The organism is Limnohabitans sp. Bal53 (genome assembly GCF_003063355.1).
GTDB lineage: Bacteria > Pseudomonadota > Gammaproteobacteria > Burkholderiales > Burkholderiaceae_C > Limnohabitans_A.
The window spans coordinates 46,822-71,752 of record NZ_NESH01000002.1 but is presented as its reverse complement, the minus strand read 5'-3'; the positions used below and the strand labels follow the sequence as shown (position 1 = coordinate 71,752).

General features: G+C 62.0%; 21 protein-coding genes, 1 tRNA gene and 1 riboswitch. Of the genes, 17 read left to right on the top strand and 5 right to left on the bottom strand.

From position 1 onward, the window contains the following. Nucleotides 1-4: 4 nt before the first annotated feature. The 3 genes from B9Z50_RS17900 to B9Z50_RS05240 form a co-directional block, all read right to left on the bottom strand. Nucleotides 5-2,476, bottom strand: coding sequence for an exopolysaccharide biosynthesis polyprenyl glycosylphosphotransferase (locus tag B9Z50_RS17900; protein WP_233249776.1), 2,472 nt, complete (start codon nucleotides 2,474-2,476; stop codon nucleotides 5-7). Nucleotides 2,477-2,596: 120 nt separating this feature from the next. Further along, complete coding sequence (locus B9Z50_RS05245) at nucleotides 2,597-3,103, bottom strand: disulfide bond formation protein B (RefSeq protein WP_108362654.1); 507 nt, start codon at nucleotides 3,101-3,103, stop codon at nucleotides 2,597-2,599. Nucleotides 3,104-3,187: 84 nt separating this feature from the next. Then, nucleotides 3,188-3,964 carry a ferredoxin--NADP reductase gene (locus tag B9Z50_RS05240; RefSeq protein ID WP_108362653.1) on the bottom strand — a complete coding sequence of 259 codons (777 nt, stop codon included), beginning with the start codon at nucleotides 3,962-3,964 and terminating at the stop codon, nucleotides 3,188-3,190. 199 nt (nucleotides 3,965-4,163) lie between these two features. Here B9Z50_RS05240 and B9Z50_RS05235 point away from each other — a divergent pair, with 199 nt between their 5' ends. The 4 genes from B9Z50_RS05235 (at nucleotide 4,164) to B9Z50_RS05220 (ending at nucleotide 8,950) form a co-directional block, all read left to right on the top strand. After that, nucleotides 4,164-4,439 carry an oxidative damage protection protein gene (locus B9Z50_RS05235; RefSeq protein ID WP_108362652.1) on the top strand — a complete coding sequence of 92 codons (276 nt, stop codon included), beginning with the start codon at nucleotides 4,164-4,166 and terminating at the stop codon, nucleotides 4,437-4,439. 36 nt (nucleotides 4,440-4,475) lie between these two features. Continuing rightward, entirely contained in the window at nucleotides 4,476-5,630 is a 1,155-nt protein-coding gene (mnmC, locus tag B9Z50_RS05230; protein ID WP_108362651.1) for an FAD-dependent 5-carboxymethylaminomethyl-2-thiouridine(34) oxidoreductase MnmC, read from the top strand. 260 nt (nucleotides 5,631-5,890) lie between these two features. Further along, nucleotides 5,891-7,513, top strand: coding sequence for an FMN-binding glutamate synthase family protein (locus B9Z50_RS05225; protein ID WP_108362650.1), 1,623 nt, complete (start codon nucleotides 5,891-5,893; stop codon nucleotides 7,511-7,513). Between the two features lie 186 nt (nucleotides 7,514-7,699). Continuing rightward, entirely contained in the window at nucleotides 7,700-8,950 is a 1,251-nt protein-coding gene (locus B9Z50_RS05220; RefSeq protein ID WP_108362649.1) for a hypothetical protein, read from the top strand. A gap of 70 nt (nucleotides 8,951-9,020) precedes the next feature. On the opposite strand, the gene B9Z50_RS05215 is transcribed toward B9Z50_RS05220, so the two are convergent. Then, nucleotides 9,021-10,217, bottom strand: coding sequence for an ABC transporter substrate-binding protein (locus B9Z50_RS05215; protein ID WP_108362648.1), 1,197 nt, complete (start codon nucleotides 10,215-10,217; stop codon nucleotides 9,021-9,023). Nucleotides 10,218-10,533: 316 nt separating this feature from the next. Between B9Z50_RS05215 and B9Z50_RS05210 the strand changes: the two genes are divergently transcribed. The 10 genes from B9Z50_RS05210 (at nucleotide 10,534) to B9Z50_RS05165 (ending at nucleotide 21,269) form a co-directional block, all read left to right on the top strand. After that, nucleotides 10,534-11,325 (top strand): sulfite exporter TauE/SafE family protein, encoded by a 792-nt coding sequence (locus B9Z50_RS05210; protein ID WP_108362647.1) that lies wholly within the window; start codon nucleotides 10,534-10,536, stop codon nucleotides 11,323-11,325. A gap of 9 nt (nucleotides 11,326-11,334) precedes the next feature. After that, complete coding sequence (locus B9Z50_RS05205; RefSeq protein ID WP_108362646.1) at nucleotides 11,335-13,152, top strand: nitrite/sulfite reductase; 1,818 nt, start codon at nucleotides 11,335-11,337, stop codon at nucleotides 13,150-13,152. 97 nt (nucleotides 13,153-13,249) lie between these two features. After that, complete coding sequence (locus B9Z50_RS05200) at nucleotides 13,250-13,627, top strand: DUF934 domain-containing protein (RefSeq protein WP_108363559.1); 378 nt, start codon at nucleotides 13,250-13,252, stop codon at nucleotides 13,625-13,627. A gap of 41 nt (nucleotides 13,628-13,668) precedes the next feature. Continuing rightward, the gene (locus tag B9Z50_RS05195) at nucleotides 13,669-14,454 is read left to right on the top strand and encodes a phosphoadenylyl-sulfate reductase (RefSeq protein ID WP_108362645.1); all 786 of its coding nucleotides are present in this window, start codon (nucleotides 13,669-13,671) and stop codon (nucleotides 14,452-14,454) included. An 85-nt stretch (nucleotides 14,455-14,539) separates the two neighbouring features. Further along, a complete protein-coding gene (gene cysD / locus B9Z50_RS05190; RefSeq protein ID WP_108362644.1) occupies nucleotides 14,540-15,469 on the top strand; it encodes a sulfate adenylyltransferase subunit CysD in 930 nt (309 codons plus the stop codon). Nucleotides 15,470-15,822: 353 nt separating this feature from the next. Next, nucleotides 15,823-17,133: a sulfate adenylyltransferase subunit 1 gene (locus B9Z50_RS05185; protein ID WP_108362643.1), complete on the top strand. Its 1,311-nt coding sequence runs from the start codon at nucleotides 15,823-15,825 to the stop codon at nucleotides 17,131-17,133. Nucleotides 17,134-17,274: 141 nt separating this feature from the next. Next, nucleotides 17,275-17,604 carry a ferredoxin FdxA gene (fdxA, locus tag B9Z50_RS05180; protein ID WP_062405308.1) on the top strand — a complete coding sequence of 110 codons (330 nt, stop codon included), beginning with the start codon at nucleotides 17,275-17,277 and terminating at the stop codon, nucleotides 17,602-17,604. 64 nt (nucleotides 17,605-17,668) lie between these two features. Next, nucleotides 17,669-18,706, top strand: a complete 1,038-nt coding sequence (locus tag B9Z50_RS05175; RefSeq protein WP_108363557.1) for an NAD(P)/FAD-dependent oxidoreductase — start codon at nucleotides 17,669-17,671, stop codon at nucleotides 18,704-18,706. Nucleotides 18,707-18,733: 27 nt separating this feature from the next. Next, a riboswitch (TPP riboswitch) is annotated at nucleotides 18,734-18,836 on the top strand. 67 nt (nucleotides 18,837-18,903) lie between these two features. Then, on the top strand, nucleotides 18,904-21,114 hold the full coding sequence (locus tag B9Z50_RS05170; protein ID WP_233249775.1) for a TonB-dependent siderophore receptor: 2,211 nt from the start codon (nucleotides 18,904-18,906) through the stop codon (nucleotides 21,112-21,114). A 79-nt stretch (nucleotides 21,115-21,193) separates the two neighbouring features. Then, nucleotides 21,194-21,269: transfer RNA gene (locus B9Z50_RS05165), tRNA-Asn, on the top strand. Between the two features lie 68 nt (nucleotides 21,270-21,337). Here the strand turns inward: B9Z50_RS05165 and B9Z50_RS05160 are convergent. Beyond that, nucleotides 21,338-21,790 (bottom strand): helix-turn-helix transcriptional regulator, encoded by a 453-nt coding sequence (locus B9Z50_RS05160; RefSeq protein WP_108363553.1) that lies wholly within the window; start codon nucleotides 21,788-21,790, stop codon nucleotides 21,338-21,340. 231 nt (nucleotides 21,791-22,021) lie between these two features. On the opposite strand from B9Z50_RS05160, the gene B9Z50_RS05155 reads away from it, so the two are divergent. The 3 genes from B9Z50_RS05155 (at nucleotide 22,022) to B9Z50_RS05145 (ending at nucleotide 24,897) form a co-directional block, all read left to right on the top strand. Beyond that, nucleotides 22,022-22,789, top strand: a complete 768-nt coding sequence (locus B9Z50_RS05155) for an SDR family oxidoreductase (RefSeq protein ID WP_108362642.1) — start codon at nucleotides 22,022-22,024, stop codon at nucleotides 22,787-22,789. A gap of 24 nt (nucleotides 22,790-22,813) precedes the next feature. Beyond that, nucleotides 22,814-23,704: a DMT family transporter gene (locus B9Z50_RS05150; RefSeq protein WP_108362641.1), complete on the top strand. Its 891-nt coding sequence runs from the start codon at nucleotides 22,814-22,816 to the stop codon at nucleotides 23,702-23,704. 131 nt (nucleotides 23,705-23,835) lie between these two features. Next, nucleotides 23,836-24,897: a cyclase family protein gene (locus B9Z50_RS05145; RefSeq protein WP_108362640.1), complete on the top strand. Its 1,062-nt coding sequence runs from the start codon at nucleotides 23,836-23,838 to the stop codon at nucleotides 24,895-24,897. Nucleotides 24,898-24,931: the final 34 nt, after the last annotated feature.

Below are 24,931 nucleotides of genomic sequence, written 5' to 3'. Positions count from 1 at the left end.
AGACTCAACGCGCACCGCGCCCAGTCAGCACGGTCTGGATGGTTTTGAAGACGATCAGCAAGTCCATGGCCAGACTGTAGTGCGTGATGTAGTAGAGGTCGTAGCTGAGCTTGATGGCGGTTTCATCGGCGCTGGCCGCATAGCCTTGCTGCACCTGGGCCCAGCCGGTCAGGCCTGGGCGCACCAGGTGGCGGTAAGGGTAGCTGGGCATTTGCTCGGCAAACTGCTGCACAAAGCCGTCTTGCTCGGGACGGGGGCCGATCAGGCTCATGTGCCCCATCAGCACGTTGAACAGCTGCGGAATCTCATCGAGCCGGGTGCGGCGAATCCAATGCCCAAAACGGGTGATGCGCGGATCGTTGGCCTGAGCGAACTGCGGGGCGAGTTGCGTTTCATGGCGCATGCTGCGGAACTTCCAGATCCGGAAACTTTGACCATGCATGCCCGTGCGCCGCTGGCTGAACAGGGCCGGGCCAGGCGAGTCGATCTTGACGCCAAGCGCCACCAAAAGCGCCAAAGGCAACCACAGTGGCAGCAGGGCCAGCAGCACGCTCACATCCATCAGGCGCTTGGCCAGGTCGTACGCCGGGTTGCCATCGGTTTGCCACAGCTCGTTTTGCAAGGCCTCGTTCGACATCCGCCCAGTCAGGCTTTGCTGCAGCGATTCGGGGCTGTACAGGCGGATGTGCTGGAGCTTGAGCGCGGTCAAAAAGTGGTGGCGCTCGGGACTGGGTGGGGCCGTGGGCACAACAGCGCCATCACACGCCAGCGTCGCGCCAAGCGGCATGCCCTGAGAGGGCCAGGGCAGCAAGCGAATGCACGGCAAGGCCTGGCCACCGGGCTCGGGCAACCAAGGCGCCAACAGGTCCGGCACACGCGGGTCTTGGTACACCAAGCGCCAAGGGCGGTGACGCAAAAACCACTGGTCGGCCAGCCAAAACCAGAAGGTGCACAGCACATAGCTCAAGAGCAAAGCGCCTCGTGAATACGGCTGCTGCAGCAAGGCAAAAGCCAGGGGCGTGAGCCAAAACGGCAAGCCGGTGGTGACCAGCAGCAGCGGGCCGCGTTCGGCCGCAGGCATGTGCGCCCCCCGGTACAACAGGTGCGCCGCCAGCGCATAAGGCACCAGGCTGGCCAGCACAGTGCGGCCAAAGTCCACCGTGGCCAGGCCACTGGCCATCAGCGCCTGGCTGATGGCGTAGGCCAGGCCGATCATCGCCAAGCCCAGCAGGCTCCAGACCAGGTGGGCGCTTTGGCGGTGCGCCTGCTGCGAGGCCAGTTGCTGGGTGGGGCGGCTTGGGCGCGTCATAGGCCAGCGCGCGGTATCCATCAAGGGCGCTTGCTGGTAGATGGTCAGCACCGACTCGGCCATGGCCTCAGGCTGAAACTGCGCCTCGTAGCGCGCGCGTGCGGCGCGGCCCAGTCGCTGGCGCAAGGGCGCGTCGGCCAGCAGGTTCTGCAGCGCATCGGCCACGACCTGTGGGCTATTGGGCACCAGCCAGGCGCTTTGCTCGTGCGTGAGCATTTCTTCGATGCCGGGCAAGCGCGTGGCCACGATCGCCATGCCCGCGCGCATGGCCTCCAAAATCGAAATGGGCAGGCCCTCGTGGTCGGACAAGAGCACAAAAATCTGGTGCTGCGCCAAACGCTGTGCCACGTCGCTCACATCGCCCGCCAGCTGGATGTGCCGCATCGGGGCGGCGGCTTGCTGGTGGCGGGCCAGGTCTGGGCCGCCTCCCAAGATGCAAGTGTCGGGGTACAGGCCTTGCTGCGCGAGCAAGGCCAGGGCCTCAATCAAGACATCTGGCCGCTTGGGCGCGGCCATGCGGGCCACCATCACCAGGCGTGGCGGCTGAGCGGTCATGTCGCTGCGCCAAGGCACATCGGCCAGCGCGTTGTGCACCACACTCACCCGCTCGGGGGGCATGGGCAACCGCGCGGCCAATTGTTTTTCGTAGGCCGACACACAAACCATGCGCGTGGTCCAGGCGGCCAGCACCGCCTCGGCCAGCCAGGCGTTGGTGCGGATCAGCCAAGGCGCTTGCGGCTTGAAGCTAAAGCCGTGCACGGTGTAGACCACCGGTATTTGCCGCAGCTTGCCCACCAGACGTGAGATCACCCCCGCCACGGCGCTGTGGGCATGGATGACATCGGGCTGCAACACCCGCACATGCGCCAAGAAAGCACGCACCGAAGCCAAAACCTTCAGGGGGTTGAGCGAGTTTTGCAGACTCGGCAGCACCAGCACAGCGATGCCCAAGTCCTCCAGGGCCTGACCCAACACGCTGTGCGCGTCGTCACCACCGATCACCACCGTGAAGCGCACCCGACCTTGCAGGGCGCGGCACAACTCCAGCACATGTGTCTGCGCCCCGCCGGCTTCGCCTTTGGTGATGACCAGCACCACATGGGGCACTGGCGGTGGACGGGGTGAGTCAACCGACGGGTTGACAGGGGGGTGGACAGGGGCAGACATGCAAAGGCAACAAGAAGTGCCGGTATTGTCACCGCGAATGGGCACAGGCCACATGCCCGCTCGACGGCCCTTCAAGCGGGGGTCGGCTCGCCCAGTTGGCCGAAGCCGTGCGCCCCTCAGTTATGCGGCATGAGCCGGACGACGGGATTGAATGGCCACCCACAAACCCAAAAGGCCAAACAACACAAAACAGACAAACGACCAATTGGCAATGGAGCCACCCAAAAAGGTCCAGTCGATCTTGCTGCAGTCCCCGCTGCCTTTGAAGATCATGGGGATGGCGCGGTTGAGGGGGAAGTTCTCAACCATGCCGTAAAAGTCGCGCCCGCAGTTGACCACCTCGGGCGGGTACCACTGCAGCCAGCTTTGGCGGGCCGCCGTGAAGCCGCCAAAACCGGCCGCCAGCGTCACCAACAAGCCCGCAGCAGTCAGGGCCCAAGTTCGCAAACGCCAGCCGACCAAGGCCAGCAAGACCACGCCGATCAGGGCATAGCGCTGCACGATGCACATGGGGCAAGGGTTCAGGCCCACCACATGCTGCAAGTACAGGCCAAACACCAGCATGCCGATGCCCGACAAAGCGATCAGCAACAGCCAGCGCTGGGGAGAAATCACGGACAGTTTCATGGGGGCTCTTCAAAAAACAAGGGAGCATTGTGCCCCCTTGTCGGTTCAGGTGTGTGCCAACGGGTTCACAAAGCCCCGAGAGCTTCAGGCGTCTGCAAACGCCCGCTCAATGACAAAAGCGCCAGGCGTGCTGGTGTTGCCCTCTTTGAGGCCGCGTTCTTCGCAAATGCGCTTGAGGTCTTTGAGCATTTCGGGCGAGCCGCAAATCATGACGCGGTCGGTCTCGGGGTTGAGCGGGGGCAGGCCCAGGTCTGAAAACAGCTTGCCGTTTTCCATGAGCTCGGTCACACGGCCCTGGTTTTTGTAGGGCTCGCGGGTCACAGTGGGGTAGTACAGCAGTTGCTGGCTGATCATTTCGCCCAGAAACTCGTGGGCGGGCAGCTCTTGGGTGATGTAGTCGTGGTAGGCCAGCTCGTTGACTTGGCGCACGCCGTGCACCAGGATCACTTTTTCAAAGCGCTCGTAGGTTTCGGGGTCGCGGATGATGCTCATGAACGGGGCCAAGCCCGTTCCGGTGCCCATGAGGTACAGGTTTTTCCCGGGCAAAAGGTAGTCGCACAACAAAGTGCCGGTGGGCTTGCGGCCCACGATGATGGTGTCACCCACCTGGATGTGTTGCAGCTTGGAGGTCAGCGGGCCATCGGGCACTTTGATGCTCAAAAACTCCAGATGCTCTTCGTAGTTGGCACTGGCAATCGAATAAGCGCGCAGCAGGGGTTTGCCGTTGTCGCCGCGCAGACCAATCATGGTGAAGTGGCCGTTCGAAAAGCGCAGGGCCTGGTCACGGGTGGTGGTGAAGCTGAACAGGCGGTCGGTCCAGTGGTGAACGCTCAAAACGCGTTCTTCAAGAAATGCACTCATTTGGTATTGCTGTGTGTTGGGAGTCAAGAGACCCAAAGCCCGGGGGGGATGCTGAAAGCTTGCTACAGTTACGGCCTGTCCGGCCACACGAAAACGGGTCAACCCGCATTGTCGTGTGTACCGCTCCCATCTGGAAATACGGAAATTCTATATCCGTATAACCAGCGCTTCTTAAGATACATCAAGGCAAGACACCACCATGGCACGCACCGTTCAATGCATAAAACTCGGCAAAGAAGCAGAGGGTCTGGATTTTCCGCCCTACCCCGGTGATTTGGGCAAGCGCATCTGGGAGGGCGTGAGCAAGCAGGCCTGGGCCGACTGGCTCAAGCACCAAACCATGCTGGTCAATGAAAACCGCCTGAACCTGGCCGATCTGCGCGCCCGCCAGTACCTGGCTCGCCAGATGGAAAACCATTTCTTCGGCGATGGCGCCGATGCCGCCCAAGGCTATGTGCCGCCTGCTGCGGGCTGATGCCCCCTTTCGCTTGACCCCCTGTTTTTGGTTAACTTGAGCTTGCACGCCGACAAGCGCCAAGCGCTGGTGATCGGTGCCGGCCTGTCGGGCTCGGCCGTGGCTTACAGCTTGGCCACTCGGGGCTGGGCCGTCACAGTGATCGACAAGGCCGAAGGCCCAGGCGCGGGTGCCTCGGGCCTGCCAGCAGGTTTGGCAGCGCCGCACGTTTCACCCGATGACAACGTGCTCTCGCGCATCACGCGTGCAGGGGTTCAAGCCACGCTGCAGCGCGCCAAGGCCCTGCTGCACAGCGGCACCGATTGGGCCCTGACGGGCGTTCTGGAACACAACTTGGCGGGCAAACGCCGCCTGCCTGTCAACGCAACCGATCACCACAGTGCCCCGGCCAGTGCGGCGCAAGTGGCCGCCGCAGGCCTGCCACCCGACTCGCCCGCGCTTTGGCACGCACAGGCAGGATGGATTCGGCCCCGCCAACTGGTAGCCGCGCAGCTGCGCGCGCAGGGCGTGCAAGTGCGCTGGGGCCAGCAGGTGCAGGGGATTGAGCGGCGCGGCGATGGGTGGGCCGTGACCAATGTCCAAGGCCAAACGCTGGGCCAAGCCCCCTGGCTGGTGGTGGCCAGTGCCTTTGACAGCTTGGCTTTACTGCGGCCGCTGCCTGGATTGACTGTGCCTTTGAACCCCTTGCGCGGACAAGTCAGTTTTGGCCACTTGGCCGACTTGAACGAGGCCCAGCGCCAGCTGCTGGCGCCTTTTCCGGTCAACGGCCACGGCAGCTTCATCAGCGGTGTGCCCACGCCCGAGGGGCTGCCGGGCTGGTTCATTGGCTCCACCTTTGAGCGCAATTGCGAGCAAGCCCCAGTGCGAGAAGAAGACCATACCGCCAACGAAGTGCGCCTGGCCACGCTGCTGCCCGCTTTGGGCCTGGCCATGGCTGGGCAGTTTGACCCGGAGCGGGTGCAGGGCTGGGCTGGCGTGCGCTGCACCTTGCCCAACCGCCTGCCTGCGGTAGGACCCGTTGACAGGAAGCGCCTACCAGGCCTGTGCCTGAGCACGGGCATGGGTGCTCGCGGCATCAGCTTGGCCGTGCTGTGTGGTGAGCTGACCGCTGCCTGGCTGAACGGCGAGCCCACCCCCCTGCCCGACGCATTGATCAAGCACTTGGCGGCCGATCGGTTTGTGTCGGCTTGAGGGGCTGGCTTTTGTGCCTGCGCGGGTTGGATCAGCCCGCGCCCGACCCGTATACCCAACGCCTTAACCAAAACTTCTGACAGGCGCGCTAGCCACTCGAATCAAATTTCACATTTCAAGTAAATCAAAATTTTTCATTTTGAAGATCATGGGTTGAAATGCCCTGTACAAATTCAACCCATTCGTTCACGATGGCAATTCCTCGCTTCATACACAAACCCGCGTCTGCGTGAGCAGCGGGCAAGCTTGCAGGTATTTCCATGGCCCAACAGTCTTTTTCCCGCTTTCTGCCTTGGTTGATCACGGCACCCGCCGCGATCGTGGCTCTGCCCTATTCGATATGGGTCAGTGGCGGTTTTGGCCTGCTGTTTGTGCTTGGCTGCATGGACTGTGTCCAAACCCGCCAAGCTGTACGTCGAAACTACCCACTCACGGGTCGATTGCGTTATGGACTTGAATACATCCGCCCGGAAATTCGGCAGTATTTTCTGGAGGACGATGAGGAAAAACTGCCTTTTTCACGAAACCAGCGGGCCATGGTCTACGCCCGCTCGAAGTTACAAAACGACAAGCGCGGCTTTGGCAGCATCAAGGACATGTACGCCGCCCAATCCGAGTGGGTGACGCATTCTCTGCAACCCACCGAGTTGGACCCTGCGGATTTCAGGATCACGGTGGGCGCCCACCAGTGCCAGCAGCCTTATGCCTTGTCACTGCTCAACATTTCCGGCATGAGCTTCGGGGCTTTGTCGCCCAACGCGATCAAGGCCCTCAACAAGGGCGCAGCTTTGGGGCAGTTTGCGCACGACACCGGCGAAGGCAGCATCTCACTGCACCACCGCGAGCCGGGCGGCGATCTGATCTGGCAAATTGCATCGGGCTACTTTGGTTGCCGCACGCCAGACGGCCGTTTTGACCCGGTGAGGTTTGCTGAACAAGCCCTCTCGCCGCAGGTCAAGATGATCGAAGTCAAGCTGTCGCAAGGGGCCAAACCTGGCCATGGCGGTGTCTTGCCCAAGGCCAAAGTCAGTGCCGAAATCGCCCAAGCGCGCGGCGTGCCCATGGGTCAGGACTGCGTGTCACCGGCCCGGCACTCGGCTTTCAGCACCCCCTTGGAGCTGTTGGCCTTCGTCGCGCAACTGCACGAGCTCTCAGGCGGCAAGCCGGTCGGCATCAAACTGTGCGTGGGCCATCCGGCCGAATGGTTTTCGGTGGTCAAAGCCATGGTGGAAACCGGCCAAACCCCGGACTTCATTGTGGTCGATGGCGCCGAAGGCGGAACGGGCGCTGCACCCATCGAGTTTGCCGACCATGTGGGCATGCCGCTACGCGATGGGCTGCGGCTGGTGCACAACAGTTTGGTGGGCGCTGGATTGCGCGATCGGATCAGGATTGGGGCATCGGGCAAAGTGATTTCAGCCTTTGACATCGCGCGTTGTCTGGCGCTGGGGGCCGATTGGTGCAATTCGGCAAGGGGCTTCATGTTTGCGCTGGGCTGCATCCAGTCACGCAGCTGCCACACAGACCACTGCCCCACGGGGGTGGCCACACAAGACCCGGTGCGCCAACGCGCCGTGGTGGTGACCGACAAGGCCGAACGGGTGTACTACTACCACGCCAACACCTTGCATGCCTTGGCCGATTTGGTGGGCGCAGCGGGTCTGAAAAAACCGGGCGACATCACGGCGCAGCACCTCATGGTGCGCAATGCCCAAGGACAAGCCCGAACCTTGGCTTCGAGCATCGACACACTGGCGCCCGGGCAACTTTTGCGTCCGGAGTCGGCGCCACCGACACTGCCCAGCCCTTTTGCCGAGTTCTGGCATGCCAGCCAATCCGGGCATTGGGGCGTGCCCGCTGACCTTGTCCTGATGCAAGCCTGAGCCGCAGCCGAGGCATCGGGTGAGCCGCCTTGTTGAGCGACAAATTCGTAGTTTGGACGACACGGGGACCCGCTTGCTTGGTGTTTAATCGGGAATCCTTAACGCATCATTCAGTTTTCAATGCTCACTGGCCCGTCTCTCCCCAACACGCCCGCCCCCTCTCGGCCGCCAAAGCCAGAGGCTGCATTGGAAGAACTGGGCCAGGTCGTTTTAAACGATGATCAAAACCTGATCATTTGGAGCCAGGACGGCGTGGCCTTGGCGCGTGCCGCCCAGACCTTGCAAGACTTTTGGCGAGGTGTGGCCCCTGCTGTCACGTTGGAACACTTCACGGGTGATCAACGCCTGGCTTTGCTCGGCCACATCAACCAGGGCATTGCCGAACTGGGGCTGACCCAGGCGATGCAAATGCCACCGCCTGCGTCCGTGCCCAGGCAAATTGCCCTCATCACCAACGCCCAACATTTGCCCGCCTCCGATGTGCAGATGTTGCAAGACCTCACCCTTCACCTGCCCGGTTTGGGTTGGCGCTGGGTGCTGCTTTGCCAAGAGCCGCCGGACGGACAAAAAAGTGCGGCACTCACCTGCATGAACCCCGCCCAGCCCCATCCCCTGTGGAGGGCTGTGCCCGCACCTTGGGAAAAGTCGGCAGCGGTTGCGCCTGAAGAAAATGCCGAACCCGTTGTCATGGCCAAACCGTCTGACTCTGCTGGCCTTGCTGAAGTCACCGTCCTGGCTTCCTCAACGGCCATTCCCCAGGGGTCCGCAAGCACCGCTCATCGCCAACCAACCCAGCGCTTGGCCTGGCTGGGCATGGCGACCCTGTTGGTCTTGACCGCGTGGGGCACATGGCTTCACTTTGAAGCCCCCAAATCGGTGCCGTCCTTGCCAGCTGAGCGGCCTGCACCTGCTTCAGCAGCGGCCACCGAAGCAGCGCCTGCAACGGCTGAGGCGGCGGCATCTGCGCTTGAGGCACCGCCACTGCCATCGGCATCCGAGCCACAGTCGATCGACCCATCAGCCGACAGCACAGCGCAGAGCCAAGCCGCAGAACGCGTGGCATCCGCCGCCCAGCCTGCTGCGTCTGCGCCTGCGCCTGCAGACAACAACGTTGAATTGCCGGACGTGGCCCTGCGGGGCGTACGCTGGCTGGCCCAGCAATCACCCGAGTTCTTTGTTCTGGAGCATGGCACCTTTCAAACCGCAGCACAGGCCCAAAGCCTGATCCGATCGCGGGACGAATTGACCAATGCCCGCGTGCTCATGCAAAAGAGCACCGCGTCGGGTGGCTGGTTTTTGGTGATCACCGGCCCCTTCCGGTCACTAGAGCGGGCACAGAACTACAAAATCCGGCAAAACCTTCCGCCACAGATCCAGGTGCGCAGGGTCTCCGACGTGCTGCAGGACAGCGTGAGGACTGCACCTGCGCGCCCTTGAAGGATCACCCTGGGCCGTCAGACCATGGCCCCAGGGATGAATCGATTTCAGTCGCAGGCGCCAACTCGCCTTATTTCATCGCATCGGCGGGGCGTCGCGCCTTGACATAGGCGTCGGTGGGCAAATAATTTTTGCCGTCGGCATAGCGCCACTGCACCATGGTGCCCTTGCCTGCGCGCTGCTCGAGTTTGCCCACATAGGCCCCCATGGTGGACTGCTGGTCAATCGCGCGGTACTCTGCCGGGCCAAACGGCGTGCTGAACTTCAGGCCCCGCATGGCGACCACCAGTTTTTCGTTGTCCAAGCTACCAGCTTTTTTGATGCCCGCAAAGATCGACTGCATGGTGGCGTAGCCCACCACCGAGCCCAGCTTGGGGTTTTCGTTGAACTTCTTGTAGTAGTTGGTGGTAAAGCTGGCGTGCTCGGGCGTGTCGATCTGGTCCCAGGGGTAGCCGGTCACGATCCAGCCCTTAGGCGTTTCGTCTTTGAGCACTTCCAAATACTCGGGCTCGCCCGACAACATGGACACCACCGGCGTTTTGGGGAACACATTTCGTTGGTTGCCCTCACGCACCAAGCGGGCCAAATCAGCACCAAAGGTCACGTTGAAAATCGCATCGGGCTTGGCCGCCATGGTGGCTGTCAGGGTGCTGCCTGCATCGATCTTGCCCTGTGCGGGCCACTGCTCGCTCACGAACTCGATGTCCGGGCGCTTGGCCTGCAGCAAGGCTTTGAAGTTGGCCACCGCGCTTTGGCCGTATTCGTAGTTGGGCGCGATTGTGGCCCAGCGCTTGGCAGGCATCTTGGCCGCTTCTTCGACCAGCATGGCCGCTTGCATATAGGTGCTGGCTCGCAGGCGGAAGGTGTAGCGGTTGCCTTTTTCCCAGACGATGGCGTCGGTCAGGGGTTCGCTGGCGATGAACAAGCGCTTGTTCTTGGCCGCATGGTCGGCCAGCGCCAGACCCACATTGGACAAAAAGCCCCCGGCCAGGATGTCCACTTTTTCTTTGGAGCTGAGTTCGATCGCATGGCGCAAGGCCTCGTCGGGCTTGCCCGCATCGTCGCGGTCAATGACCACGACCTGGCGTCCCAGCAGGCCGCCTTGCGCGTTGATTTCTTCGACGGCCAGTTGCCAGCCTTTTTTGTAGGGCATGGTGAACTGTGGGATGGCCGAATAACTGTTGATCTCTCCGATCTTGATCGGGGTCTGGGCCAAAACAGTGGTGGCGGCTGCGCTCAGCAAGCCGGTGGCAATCAAGCGTTTCATCGTTGGGTCCTAGGGCGTCAATGGATCAAGGCAGCGACTGTAACAGCCCCCCGAAAACTGTCGCTCGCGGGACACTCAACAGCCTTGTTACACGTGCAACCAACATGCCCCGGCCCGGCACCCACCAATCCTGGGCTGACCATGAACGGACGTCAATTCACCCAGCATTTGGCTTTTTAGCCATGGCTTGCCTGCATGGCGCCTTGACAGCGCTGGTGACAGCAGCGGAGGTCAGCCCGCTCTTATAAGCCAAACGCATATATACCCAACTTAAAAATCGTTTGTTTTGGCATAAAGCCCCCTTACAGTCGCCGCCATGGTTGATTTGGCTTATGTCTTGGCAGGTTTTTTCGTCGGCATCGTGGTGGGCTTGACGGGGGTGGGAGGCGGCTCCTTGATGACGCCGATCCTGATCTTTTTCTTTGGCGTCAAGCCCTACATGGCCGTGGGCACCGACTTGCTGTTTGCGGCCGTGACCAAGATGGGCGGCACCCTCAGTTTTGCCCGCCAGCGCATCGTGCCCTGGCGTGTGGTGGGCTCACTCAGTGTGGGCAGCATCCCGGCTTCGCTGCTGACGTTGGCGGCTTTGCACTGGATCGGCCCGGCCAACCCGCAGGTCCAGTCCCTGATGACCCACAGCCTGGGCGTGGCCCTGCTCTTGACGGCCGCTGCCATGTTCTACAAAACACTGCGTGGCCAGCAACTGCCCGCCGCCCACTCTGCAGCCGACCCTGGGCACACAACCCAAGCCCGCCACTGGAGCTTGCCCGTGCTTTTGGGGGCGCTGATTGGTGTCTTGGTCACCCTCACCTCGGTGGGTGCTGGGGCCATCGGCGTGAGCGTCCTGCTGCTGCTCTACCCCTTGCTGCCCCTGCCGCGCATCGTGGCCGCTGACATCGCTTACGCCGTACCACTGACCTTGGTCGCTGGCCTGGGCCATGCGTCCATGGGATCGGTGGACTGGCCCTTGCTGGCCAAACTGCTGGCGGGATCACTGCCCGGCATCTGGCTGGGAGCGCGCCTCATGCACCGAACCCCGGAGCGCTTGGTGCGCGCCATCCTTTCCCTCTTGCTGGCCTGGGCTGGCACCAAACTGGTTTTGATCTGAAGACCCCCCATGTACCCATACACCGAATTTGACAAACAGTTCGTGCGCGCCCGCGCCGCGCAGCACCGCGACCAGCTCGAGCGCTTTCAGTCCGGCCAGCTGAGCGCCGACGAGTTCAAACCCCTGCGCCTGCAAAACGGCTGGTACGTGCAGCGCTACGCGCCCATGCTGCGGGTGGCCGTGCCTTATGGCGAAATCTCGGCGCCCCAACTCAAAGTCCTGGCCCAAATTGCCCGCGACTACGACACACCCGACTCCGCGCTGCTGGCCCACGCCCAAGCCACGCAAGACAAGATCGCTGGCCCTTCATCCCCAATGTCACCCAAGCTGACCACGAACTGCGGCCACTTCACCACCCGCCAGAACGTGCAGTTCAACTGGATTCCCCTGTCTCAGTCGGCCGACGTGATGGACCTCTTGGCCAGCGTCAACCTGCACGGCATCCAGACCAGCGGCAACTGCATCCGCAACACCACCACCGATGAGCTGGCCGGGGTGGCGGTGGACGAAGTGGTCGACCCACGGCCCTACGCAGAGCTGATCCGCCAGTGGAGCACGCTGCACCCCGAGTTCGCCTTTTTGCCCCGCAAATTCAAGATCGCCATCACGGGCGCTGCAGAAGACCGCGCCGCCATTGGTTGGCACGACGTGGGCCTGCAGATGGTGAAGAATGCGGCGGGAGAAGTCGGCTTCAAGGTCTTGGTGGGCGGCGGCATGGGCCGCACGCCCACAGTGGGCACCGCGATCCGCGAGTTCCTGCCCTGGCACCAGATCATGAATTACCTCGAAGCCGTGATCCGCGTCTACAACCGCTGGGGCCGCCGCGACAACATCTACAAAGCGCGCATCAAAATTTTGGTGAAAGCCGAAGGCCAGCGTTACTTTGACGAAGTCGAAGCCGAGTACCAAGACATTTTGGTCAAGGACGGTGGCCTGCACACCATCCCGCAAGCCGAGTTCGACCGCGTGGCCGCCTGCTTTGAAGCCCCGACCCTGAACCTGCCCGAAACCAACACCGAGTGGGCTGCCAAGGCCGAAGCCGATGTCGGCATCGAAGCGGCCAAGACGCCCGCCTTTGCCCGCTGGATCGCGCAAAACGTCAAGCCCCACCAAAACCCCGCTTTGCGTGCGGTGACCCTGTCCTTCAAGCGCCCGGGCCAAGCCCCTGGTGACGCCACCGCCGACCAGCTCGATGCTGCGGCCGCCTTGGTGGCCAAATTCTCCTCGGGTGAAGCGCGCGTCACGCACAACCAGAACCTGGTGCTGCCTTGGGTGCGCCTGGACCAGTTGCACGCGCTGTGGCTCCAAGCCAAAGCGCTGGGCTTGGCCCAGCCCAACATTGGCCTCTTGACCGACATGATCGCCTGCCCCGGCGGCGACTACTGCGCCCTGGCCAATGCCCGTTCGCTGCCTTTGGCCGCCGCCATCACCGAGCGCTACCAAGACCTGGACGAGCTGAACGACCTGGGCCACATCGACTTTCACATCAGCGGTTGCATCAACTCCTGTGGTCATCACCACTCGGGCCACATCGGCATTTTGGGTGTGGATAAAGACGGCAAAGAGTGGTACCAAGTCACGCTGGGTGGCTCGGACGGCAAAGCGCTGTCAGGCCCCACAACCCCCGGCAAAGTGGTCGGCCCCTCGTTCTCGTCGTTTGAGGTGCCTGACGTGATCGAAGCCGTTTTGGACACCTACAAAGCGCTGCGTCTGCCGGCCCAAGGCCGCCACGAGTACTTCATTGAAACCTTGCGCCGCGTGGGTCAAGACCCCTTCAAGGCTGCAGCCAATGCCGCCCGTCACCCCGCCGAGGAAACCACCGCATGAACCCCTCTTTGTAGGAGCCTACCCCGTGGGCGATGGCTTGCAAAGCCGCATACAAAAAATCGCCCACGGGGTGGGCTCCTACAAAAGAAAGACCACCATGAAAATCATTTCCTCTCAAGAACACCAGACCGTCGAATCGCCCACGGTCATCACATTGGCCAATGACGCCGATCCCCGCACCCTCGATCTGAACGGCATCACGCGCATCGATTTGCAGTTCCCCAAATTCACCGACGGCCGCGCCTACAGCCAGGCCTTTTTGCTGCGCCGCCGATTGGGCTTTGCGGGCGAATTGCGCGCCACGGGGGATGTGCTGATCGACCAATTGGTGCAAATGCAGCGCACCGGTTTTGATGCGGCCGTGCTGCGCGAAGGTGTGGACGCCTCGGCGGCGCAACGACAGTTCAACCGCTTTGCGGGCTTTTACCAAGGCTCTGCAGTCAACACCCAACCCCCGTTTGCGAAAGCTGCCTGAAGCTTCGCCCACGGGGTCGGCTCCTACAAAAAACCAACGTCATGACCTCCAGCCATTTTTCCCCTCGCAACGCCCAGGCCAAAGCCACGGATTTGCACGCCAAAGCCAGCCCGGACTTTGCCGCCAAACTGGCAGAAACCCAGGCTCTGCTGCGCCGTGCTGCGGCCGAGTTCACCCCCGTCACCCAAGCCTCCAGCCTGGGTGCCGAAGACGTCGTCATCACACACCTCATCAACAGCCTGCAGTTGGACATTCCCGTGTTTGTGCTAGAAACCGGCGCACTCCACACTGAAACGCTGGCGCTGCTGGAACGCACGCAAGCGCATTCGCGTGCGCCCATCGTGGTGCACCGTCCTGCTCACGAATCGGTCATGCAGTTCGTGCGCCAAAACGGCCAGGCAGCGATGTACCAAAGCATCGCGCTGCGCAAGGCCTGCTGCGGCGTGCGCAAGATGGAACCGTTGGCCCGCGCATTGAAAGGTCAACGCGCCTGGATCACCGGCTTGCGCCAAGAACAATCCAGCGCCCGCGCCGAAGTGCCCCTCATCGACGACAGTGAAGTGCAGACTGCGTCCCAGATCACGCCAGCCAGCCCCAGCGCAGGTCTTTGCAAGCTCAACCCCCTTGCCCGCTGGACCTGGGGCGATGTGTGGCACTACATCGCCACCCACAAGGTGGACTACAACCCGCTGCACGACCAGTTTTTCCCCAGCATCGGCTGCGCGCCTTGCACCCGCGCCATCAGCCTGGGCGAAGAGTTCCGCGTCGGGCGCTGGTGGTGGGAAGAAGAAGCAGCCAAGGAATGCGGACTGCACGTCAAACCCTGAAACCGCTGTAGGAGCGGTCTCTGACCGCGATCCGTTCGTCAAAATTTTCGCGGTCAGAGACCGCTCCCACAAAAAACAAACGCACATGACCGCCACCACATCCACCGAACTGCAAACCCTGAGCAATGCGCACTTGGACGCACTGGAAGAAGAAACCATCTTCATCCTGCGCGAAGTTGCCGCGGCTTTCGAGCGCCCCACCCTGCTGTTTTCGGGCGGCAAGGACTCGCTGGTGATGCTCAAGTGCGCCGAAAAAGCCTTCGGCGCAGGGCGCATTCCCTATCCGCTGCTGATGATCGACACCGGCCACAACTTCAATGAAGTGACCGACTTCCGAGATGCCCGCGCCCAAGAGCTGGGGGCCGAGCTGATCGTGCGCAACGTGGAAGACTCGATGAAGCGCGGCACCGTGCGTCTGGCCCACCCAGGCGAAAGCCGCAACGTGCACCAGTCGGTCACGCTGCTCGAAGCGATTGAAGAGTTCCGCTTTGACGCGCTGATTGGCGGTGCACGCCGTGACGAAGAAAAAGCCCGCGCCAAAGAGCGCATCTTTTCGCACCGCGACAGCTTTGGCCAGTGGCAGCCCAAGGCTCAGCGCCCAGAGTTGTGGACGCTGTTCAACCACAAGCTGCAGCCGGGCGAGCACTTTCGCGTGTTCCCCATCAGCAATTGGACCGAGCTGGACGTGTGGCAGTACATCGCGCGCGAACGCATTGCTTTACCTTCGATCTATTACACCCACCCACGCGAGGTGGTCGACCGCCGAGGCCTCTTGGTGCCGGTGACAGAACTGACACCGCCCAAAGACGGCGAAGAGGTGGTGGTGCGCGAGGTGCGGTTTCGCACCGTGGGCGATATCACCTGCACTTGCCCGGTGGAAAGCACAGCCGCCACGCCCGAGCAAATCGTGATCGAAACTCTGGCCGCCGATGTGAGTGAGCGCGGTGCCACCCGAATGGACGACAAGACGTCCGAGGCTTCGATGGAGAAGCGGAAAAAAGATGGCTATTTTTGATCCGCACCTGTCCGTCTTCGCAACCGACGAGCCTGTGTGTCATGGCGAGCAAACCACCTGTGTGGCATGGCGAGCGCAGCAGGAGTGTGTCATGGCGAGCGCAGCGCGGCCATCCATGGATCGCTTCGTTCCTCGCGATGACGAGCTTGCTGCTGAATCGCTCCGCACCTCGCGATGACGAACTTCCTGATGGATCGCTTCGCACCTCCCGATGACGAAACTCCTACGGGAGTGCTTCGTAGCTAACGATGACGAACCTCCTGATGGATCGCTTCGTGCCTCGCGATGACGAACCTCATTCGGGATCGACTTATGTAGCACATCGACAAACCTTCACGACCAAGACCCACACCATGCACAACGAACAAAACCTCCTCTCCAAGTCCACTGCTGACAACACGCAAACTGCCCTCAAATTCATCACCTGCGGCTCGGTCGACGACGGCAAGAGCACGCTGATTGGCCGCCTGCTGGTCGATACCAAAGCCGTGTTGCAAGACCACCTGGCGGGCGTGCAACGCTCGGGTGAAACCGATCTGGCGCTGCTGACCGACGGCTTGAGCGCCGAGCGCGAGCAGGGCATCACCATCGACGTGGCTTACCGGTACTTCAACACCGAAACACGCAAATTCATCATTGGCGACGCCCCCGGCCACGAGCAGTACACCCGCAACATGGTCACGGCCGCATCAAGCGCCGACGCCGCCGTGGTGCTGGTCGACGCCATCAAGCTCGACTGGGCCAACCCCACGCTGCAACTGCTGCCGCAAACCCGCCGCCACTCGCTGTTGGTCAACCTGCTGCGTGTGCCCTCGGTCGTGTTCGCCATCAACAAACTCGATGCTGTGGCCGATGCCACTGTGGCCTACAACAACATTGCAAACGCTCTGCAAAAGTTTGCCAAAGAAGCGGGCCTCACCGTCACCGCCATGGTGCCCGTCTCGGCGCTCAAGGGCTGGAACGTGGTCACCACAGAGAACAATGACCAAGCCGACTGGTGCGGCTACAGCGGCCCCAGCCTGCTCAGCATCCTCGAAGACCTGCCTGTGACACCTGCCGAAGCCGATGTGGCCTTCAGCTTCCCTGTGCAGTGGGTCGAAAAGTTTCATGACTCCGGCGTCACCACCCAGGGCCGCCGCGTGTTCTGGGGCCGCGTGGCCACCGGCAGCATCGCGCCAGGCCAGACCGTCCGCGTCTTCCCCAGCGGGCAGACCGCCGTGGTGTCACAGGTGTTGAGCGCCACCCGTCAGCTACAGGACAAGGCCGCGGGCCACAGCGCCGGCATCGTGCTCGACCGCGAGGTTGATGTGTCGCGAGGGGATTGGCTGTTGGCAGACGTTGGTGCGCCCGAAGGCCAGCGCCAGCTGAGCACCACCATCGCCTGGATGGACGACGAGCCGCTGGTCGCGGGCCGCTTGTACTGGGCGCTGCACGGTCACCGCTGGGTCAAAGTGAAAGTGCAGCGGGTGGAGCACCGCCTGAACGTGAACACCCTGGCCGAAGAAGAAGCCACCGAACTGCCCCCCAACGCCATCGGCCACGTGACGCTTGCCCTGCAGGAGCCTTTGGCCACCCTGCCCTTTGCCCAGTCGCGCATCTTGGGCGCCCTGGTGCTGGTGGACACGGCCAGCCACAAGACCTCGGGGGCCGTGCTGGTCAACTGAAACGCCACCTCAGATCTGCAGCCCAAAGCCCTGCTGACCTCATAGACACAGCAGCCGGGGACCCGGGCGCCCCTGAATCCCCCTTAAAATGCCCAATCTGCGCGGTTTGGCTGCGCAAAACTCCTTCACTCCAAGTCCATCATGACCCACGTTGTTTCCGAATCCTGTATCCAGTGCAAATACACCGACTGTGTGGACGTTTGCCCCGTGGATTGCTTTCGCGAAGGCCCCAACTTCCTGACCATCGACCCCGATGAGTGCATCGACTGCGCCGTGTGCATCCCTGAGTGCCCCGTGAACGCCATCTTTGCCGAGGAAGACCTGCCCGCCGACCAACAGCACATGACGAAGCTGAACGCCGAGCTGGCCCTGTTGCCTGGCTGGAAAAGCATCACCAAGCGCAAAACCCCCATGCCCAACGCCGACGACTGGAAAGACAAGACAGGCAAGTTGTCTGAGCTGATCCGCTGAAGCCTTGGAAGGGCCGAACCACTCGGCCCAAATTTTCGGCCCTTTTTTCTTGCAAGCCGTCCCCATGACCACCCCCATCGACACCGACGCGCTGGTCATTGGCGCAGGACCCGTGGGCCTGTTTCAGGTCTTCCAGCTGGGGCTGCAAGGCATCAAATGCCACCTGATCGACGCCCTGCCCCATGTGGGCGGCCAATGCGCCGAGCTTTATGGCCAAAAACCTATCTACGACATCCCGGGCATCCCGTTTTGCACCGGGCTCGATCTGATCGAGCGCCTTGAGCAACAAATCGCCCCCTTCCAACCCTGCCTTCACTTGGGCCAGCAAGTCGACCGGATTGAGCGCTTGCCCGATCAGCGCATGCAAGTGACCACCAGCACGGGCCAGACGTTTCGCACCACCACCTTGTTCATCGCTGCGGGCGTGGGTGCTTTTGTGCCGCGCCGCATGGTGCTCGACGGCCTGGCAGCTTTTGAGGACAAACAAGTCTTTGCCGAACACCCTGCGCCCGCGCGCTGGGCAGGCCAACACCTGGTGGTGGCCGGCGACGGCGACAACGCTTTGCAGACCTGCCTGGATGCGTGCCAAGGCCCCCAAGCGGCGGCCAGTGTCACGCTGCTGCACCGCCGCGATCAGTTCAGCGCTGATCCCGCCTTGACCACGCAAATGCGCCAAGCCTGCAGCGACGGCCGCATGCGCTTTGTGCCCGGCCAGCCCACCGGCCTGAAGGCAGAGCAAGGCCGACTGCAAGCGCTGGAGCTGCTCAACCCACAAGGCGAAACCGAGTGGCTGAGCCTGGATGTGCTGCAAACCTGTCTGGGCCTGTCACCCAAACTGGGGCCTGTGGCGCAATGGGGCCTGGCCATGGAGCGCAAACAACTGGTGGTCAACACCGAGAACTTCGGCACCTCTGAGTTGGGCATTTTTGCGGTGGGCGACATCAACACCTACCCCGGCAAAAAGAAACTGATCCTCTGCGGCTTCCACGAAGCCACGCTGGCTGCCTTCGGTGCCGTGGCCCTGCTGCGCCCCGAAGAAAAGACCCTGCTGCAGTACACGACAACCTCCACGCTGCTGCACCAGCGGTTGGGCATCGCCTAAAATCCAACTCGCGCCGCTATCATGCGGCGCATTCGCTAGGGGTGTTGGTGACTGCAAAGCCACCGACTGAGAAAGTCCCTTTGAACCTGATTGAGGTAATCCTCGCGCAGGGAAGCTTGTCAAAAGAACGGCGTCCGGTTTCGGCCGCATGACGTTCTCAGTCAGCCGACCTGCCATAACGTTGAAGGAATAACGTCGTGGCATTTTTTTCGCCCATCTTTTCGTCTCGCTCGCGCCGGTCAGCCAACCGCTTGGCTTTTCGCGCCACCCACGTGGCCAGCGCCATCGCACTCTTGAGCGCCACCGGGCTTGCAGCGCAAAGCCTCACGGATATCACCATCACCGCCACCACCCCCTCGCAGGTCAGCGGCTTTGGTGATGTGCCGCTGCGCCAAGCGCCATTCAGCGCCGTCACCATCGACCGGCAAACCCTGCAAGACATCGGTGCGCAACGCGTATCGGACGCCCTGCGACTGGATGCGAGCGTGGCCGACAGCTACAACTCGCCCGCCTATTGGGACATGCTGAGCGTGCGCGGCTACACGCTGGACAACCGTTACAACTACCGCCGCGAAGGCTTGCCAATCTCGGCCGAGACCATGATCGGCATGGACAACAAGGAACGCATCGAGTTGTTCAAGGGCACCAGCGGCATTCAGGCGGGCACCAGCGCCCCGGGCGGCTTGGTCAATTACGTAGTCAAACGTCCGCCCTCGGCCCAAAACACCACCGTGCGCGATGTCAGTGCCAGTTTTGGCCCAGGCCACAGCAGCAGCATCGCGCTGGACCTGGGTGGGCGTTTTGGCCAAGACCAGGCGCTGGGCTACCGCTTCAACGCCGCCTATGAAAACCTGGACCCGTACATCCGAAACACCGAAGGCCACCGCCGACTGTTTGCCTTGGCAATGGACTGGCGCCTCACGCCCGACAGCCGCTTGGAGTGGGAAATCGAGCGAAGCGAACGCCAGCAAATGGGGGTGAACGCCTACAGCTTGTTGGCCAACGCGACCGACCCGCTCAACGGTATGCCCAGCCTGCCCGCCACGGTCAACGGCAAGCGCAACATCACGCGACAGCATTGGTCGGTGCCCGGCGTTTTTGCGGGCACTACGGGCAGCTTGCGTTTCAAGCAAAACCTCGACGGCGGCTGGCTTTGGACCACGCAATACGGCGCTCAACGTTTGGATACCGACGACCGATTGAGCTACGCCTTTGGCTGCACCACAACCAGCGGAGACTGGGTTGGCGACAAGTACTGCAGCAATGGCGGCTTTGACCTGTACGACTACCGCAGCGACAACGAACGCCGCAGCAGCGATGCGCTGCAAACCGAACTGAATGGCTCCATGCAACTGGCGGGACTGCAACACCATCTGGGCCTGAGCCTGATGCGCAGCCGATTGTTGGACCGTCCTTCCCCCATGCAAGCCTACAACTGGGCGGGCACCGGCAACATCGATGGCAGCTCCGACAGCCCCGAAGCCCAGCCCACACCGGGCGACCTGAACACCCAACGCAGCGAATACACCACCGAAGTCGCTCTGCGTGACCGCATTGAGTTGAGCACACAAACCGCCCTGTGGCTGGGCCTGCGTCACACGCGCCTGAACCGCTCCAGCGAGCGCACCGACGGCAGCCGCGCGGTGCAAGACAAACGCAGCTTCAATACACCTTGGTTGGCCCTGACCCATCAGATCACACCCGCTTACCTTGTCTACGGCAGCTACGGTGAAGGCATTGAAACCGATGTTGCGCCCAACCGCAGCCGCTACACCAACGCCGGCCAAGCGTTGCCCGCGCTGCGCAGCGAGCAGTTCGAGATCGGTGTCAAAGGCCAATGGGCTCGCACGCGCTGGCAAGCGAGCTGGTTCGACATCACCCGCCCCGTGGCGGGAGACGAGGGCGCCTGCGACGAGGACAACACCTGCACCCGAAAAATCGACGGTCAAGCCCGCCACCGCGGACTGGAGTTGTCGGCAGCCCTGACCCAAGCCCAATGGCAATGGGACATTGCCACCACTTGGACAGACGCCAAGCGTCAAGACGCTGAAATTGACCCCAGCGTGAATGGCCAGCGCGCCTTGAACGTGCCCCGCATGAGCTTACGGGCCGTGGCGCAATACCGCTTCGCAGACATACCCGGTCTGCGCAGCAGCTTGCGGCTGAACCACGAAGGCACGCGCCATGTGACCGAGGATGGTTCTATCGAGCTGCCCGATTGGACCACGCTCGACTTGGACACACATTACGACACGCGCATCCAAGGCACGCGCACGCAATGGACGCTGGCCATCGACAACCTGGCAGACCGCCGTTATTGGCGCGAGTCCCCCAAGCAATACGGCCACTACTACCTGTATGCAGGCTCACCGCGCACATTGCGTGTGGCGGTCAAGGCCAGCTTCTGAAACCTGGGCTGCATGATTTTCAAAAAATCTGCGCCCCCTCTCAAAACAGACTAAAAATCGCCCTATAATTCAAAGCTGTTCCTCAATAGCTCAGTCGGTAGAGCGCCGGACTGTTAATCCGTAGGTCCCTGGTTCGAGCCCAGGTTGAGGAGCCAAATACAAACCAAAAAGCCCGCTTCTGCGGGCTTTTTTCATGGGTCAAACGTTTGTTGGCCTCAAGCCATCATGGCGCTTGGTTTGGCGTCGCCATCTGTGCCAGCCGCGCCGCCACCTCTTTTTTTCCCAACTTGCGCACAGCCGCTATGGCTTGGAGTTGCGCCGCGCGGGGCTTGGACTTGCCTGTCTCCCAGTGGTAGACCGATTGGTTGGACACCCCCAACAACAAGGCCATCTGCGCCGCCGATACGCCAAATTTTTTGCGCAGGGACGCAAAGCCATCTGCCCGAAATCGCAGACCCTGAGACTCGACCTCTTCCTTGGCGGGAGCTTCGGGACGGACCGCTGATTTGCCCAAGCGGCGCACCACGGCTTCGAGGCTGGCGATGCGCTTTTTAAGATCGGCAATCTCAGCGCGGTGGGTGGTTTGGGCCTTTTTCAGAACCGCCGCTTGTGCGCGCGATTCTTTTTTAGCGATGCGTGAAATCTCGGTTTTCAATTGGGCTGCAAAATTACTCATGTTCTGTCCATCCATTCGGATTGATGATCATACGCAAACCGCATAGCCCCTCATCACGGCCCAACGGCGCAGGCTGAGGTGCCTGTTCTCACCGATGCATCCTCCCATGCCTTGTCACCTGAGCAGCAGCCCATCCCGCAAAGGCTGCTTAAATACAGGTACTGCGTGCCCCATGGGCAGCATTGGCCCCATCGGGCAGTTTCCCCTCAAGCACTTGAACAGGAGCACTCCGTGACCCCATCCCTCCAAGGCCAAATCGCATGGATCACCGGCGGGGGCAGCGGCATCGGACTGGCCGGGGCCATGGCGCTGGCCCAAGCCGGAGCGCATGTGGTGATCTCAGGCCGCAACACCGCCACCAACAACAGCGCTTTGGCAGCGCTGCAGGCCGTGGGCAGTGCCGAGGCCCTGCTGCTCGACGTGGCGGACAAGCACGCCGTCAAGGCAGCAGCCCAGCAAATCCTGGACAAACATGGGCGCATCGACATCCTGGTGACCAGCGCGGGGACCAATGCCACGCAACGCAATTTCGATGTGGTCACGCCAGAAGCTTGGGACGATGTGGTGGCCATCAATTTGTCGGGTCTGTTTTATTGCGTGCACGCCGTCTTACCCGCCATGCGCCAGCAGCAAAGCGGCTTGATCATCAACGTGTCGTCTTGGGCGGGGCTGTACGCGTCCAAGCTCACCGGCCCGGCCTACAACGCCACCAAACGCGCTGTGCTGGCCCTGACCGAGTCCATCAACATGGAAGAGTGCACCAACGGCATCCGCGCCACGTCCCTTTTGCCCGGCGAAGTGGCCACCCCCATTCTGGACAAACGGCCCGTGCCGCCGTCTGCCCAGCAGCGCGAATTGATGGTGCAGGCCGAGGACATGGGCCAGGCCATCCTGTTTGTGGCGCAGATGCCCGCTCGCACTTGCATCAACGAGTTGATCATCTCGCCCACCTTCAACCGCTTTTACACGGGCGGGCTAGAGACCCCGCCCAAGCGCTGAGCCCGGCGGCATCTCACCCAGCCCATGAGCCAACTTTTCAGCGACAGCGCCCGGCACCGCCGCATCGGCATTGCGCTGGTGGCGGTGACCACCTTGATGTTTGCGGTGCTCGATGCATCGGCCAAATGGCTGGTGCTCACCTTGCCCGTGATGCAGGTGGTGTGGATGCGCTTTCTCACGCATTCGCTGTTTTCCATCGCGGTGTTTGCGCCCTCAGTCAAAGGCGATTTGCTGCGCTGGCGGCACCCGCGTTTGCAGATGCTGCGCGGCTTGATGCTGGCGGCCATGACCGGCCTGAACTTCTGGGCCTTGCAGTATCTGCAACTGGCCGAGACCGGGGCCATGCAGTTCTCCGTGCCGATTTTGATTGCCTTGCTGTCGGCCTGGTGGTTGGGCGAGCGGCTGGACGCCAAGCGTTGGCTGGCGATTGCGGTGGGCTTTGTGGGCGTGCTGGGGATCATCCGCCCGGGCAGCCAAGGCTTTCACCCGGCCATCTTGCTCTCGGCCCTCAATGCCATTTTGTATGCGCTCTTCAACATGATGACCCGCTACCTGGCCAGCAGCGAAAACCCGGCCACCACACAACTGACCTCGGCGGTGGTGGCCACCTTGGTGCTCACGCCCGTGGCGCTGTGGCAATGGCAACAACCGGCCACGCTGCTCGAGTGGTTCGTGATGGCGCTGGCCGGCTTGTGCGGCGGCATTGGCCACTACTTTGTGGCCGTGGCGCATCGCTATGCTTCAGCGGCGGTGCTGGGTCCGTTTTTGTACCAACAGATCCTTTACATGACCGTGCTCGGTTGGCTGGTCTTTGACCAGGTGCCTGACCTGGCTGTGGTGCTGGGCGCCTTGGTGGTGGTGGCCAGCGGCCTTTACTTGCTGTGGCGCGAGTTTCAGGGTCAGGGGAAAAAGTGAACGCCCGGGATTTGTTGGGCTGGCATGCACCCAACTGTCCCAAGTCAGATCGGTGACACACAGCCCACCGCCCAGCGCACAAGATGGCGTGTGTGCGTTGTGCGCTTGGGCCGTCATCACAGGAGTTCTGCATGTCTACTTCCCCCCGTTGGAAACACCGTCCTCCCGGCTCAAACTGGGGCGACTTCGGAGCCGACGACCAGTTCGGACGCATGAACCTTTTGACGCCAGAGAAAGTGTTGCAGGGCATTCAAGAGGTGCGCACAGGACAGACCTTCAACCTGAGCCTGCCGCTGGATTTTCCGGGCGGCAACGTGCTCAACCCCAGGCGGCAGCCGCCGGTGCTGCGCCCCACCTTGCGTGAGGGCAAAGCCAACATGAACTACCAGCTTTGGTGCGACGAACCGGCCTGTACCGACGTGGTATGCGACGACCTGGTCATCATGCACTTGCAGTACAGCACCCAGTGGGACAGCCTGGCACATGTGGGCTCGATGTTCGACGCCAACGGCGATGGCGTGCCCGAGCCGGTGTACTACAACGGCTTTCGCGCGGGCACAGATGTGATCGGCCCCAGCAGCGCAACGGGGGCTGGCATTTTTGGTTTTCCCGAGATCGCCCGCGAATCCACGTCAGCGGCCAAGGCCTTGGGCATTGAGAAGATGTCTGAGCGCTGCGTGCAAGGCCGCGCGGTGATGATCGACCTGCATGCCCACGTGGGCCGAGAGCGGGTGCGGGTCGGTTACGACCTGCTGATGGAGATCCTGCAAAAGGACGGTGTGGTGGTGGAGCCCGGCGACATGGTGTGCCTGCACACAGGCTTTGCACAGATGCTGCTGGAGATGAACAAACACCCCGACCCGCACGCGGTGGAGCATTCGTGCGCAGTGCTGGAGGGGCGCGACGAGCGGCTGCTGCAGTGGATCACCGATTCGGGCTTGGTGGCCCTGATCGCCGACAACTACGCGGTGGAAGGCTTGCCTGCCACGCCCCGCCCCGGCAGCTGCGCGGCTTTACCTTTGCATGAGCATTGTCTTTTCAAGCTGGGCGTGCACCTGGGCGAGATCTGGCACTTGACCCCCTTGGCCAACTGGCTGCGCGAGCACGGCCGCCACCGCTTTTTGCTGACCGCGCCACCACTGCGCCTGCCCGGGGCCATTGGGTCACCCGCCACGCCCATCGCCACGGTGTGAGCCATCTGCCCAGTCAGCGTCTGCGGCAGCGACA